The following is a 232-nucleotide window of genomic DNA, read 5'->3' as shown; positions in this document are numbered from 1 at the left end:
CATAAGCGTATGGTTGATATCGTTCAGCCAACTGACAAAACTGTGGATGCGCTAATGAAATTAGATTTAGCGGCGGGTGTTGACGTTCAAATTGCTTTGGGTTAATGCACATTAAACACCCAACCCATTAATATAAGATATAAAGAGGTCTAAAATGGCGATCGGTTTAGTCGGTAAAAAGTGCGGCATGACCCGTGTCTTCACTGAAACAGGCGCATCTATCCCTGTAACA

Annotated in this window: 1 protein-coding gene and 1 pseudogene; both read left to right on the top strand. The window is 42.2% G+C overall.

Features of this window, described 5'->3' with window-relative positions:
• Window positions 1–105 (top strand): 30S ribosomal protein S10 (locus SB772_RS45975; protein ID WP_410839269.1); only part of this gene is annotated, 105 nt, incomplete at its 5' end.
• Window positions 106–154: 49 nt separating this feature from the next.
• Window positions 155–232 (top strand): annotated as a pseudogene (rplC, locus tag SB772_RS45970) (50S ribosomal protein L3); the annotation flags it as partial.

This window comes from Paraburkholderia sp. SIMBA_030 (genome assembly GCF_046535245.1).
Lineage (GTDB): Bacteria > Pseudomonadota > Gammaproteobacteria > Burkholderiales > Burkholderiaceae > Paraburkholderia.
Note: the sequence above shows the minus strand (reverse complement) of the source record. Positions and strands in the feature narration are given on the sequence as shown.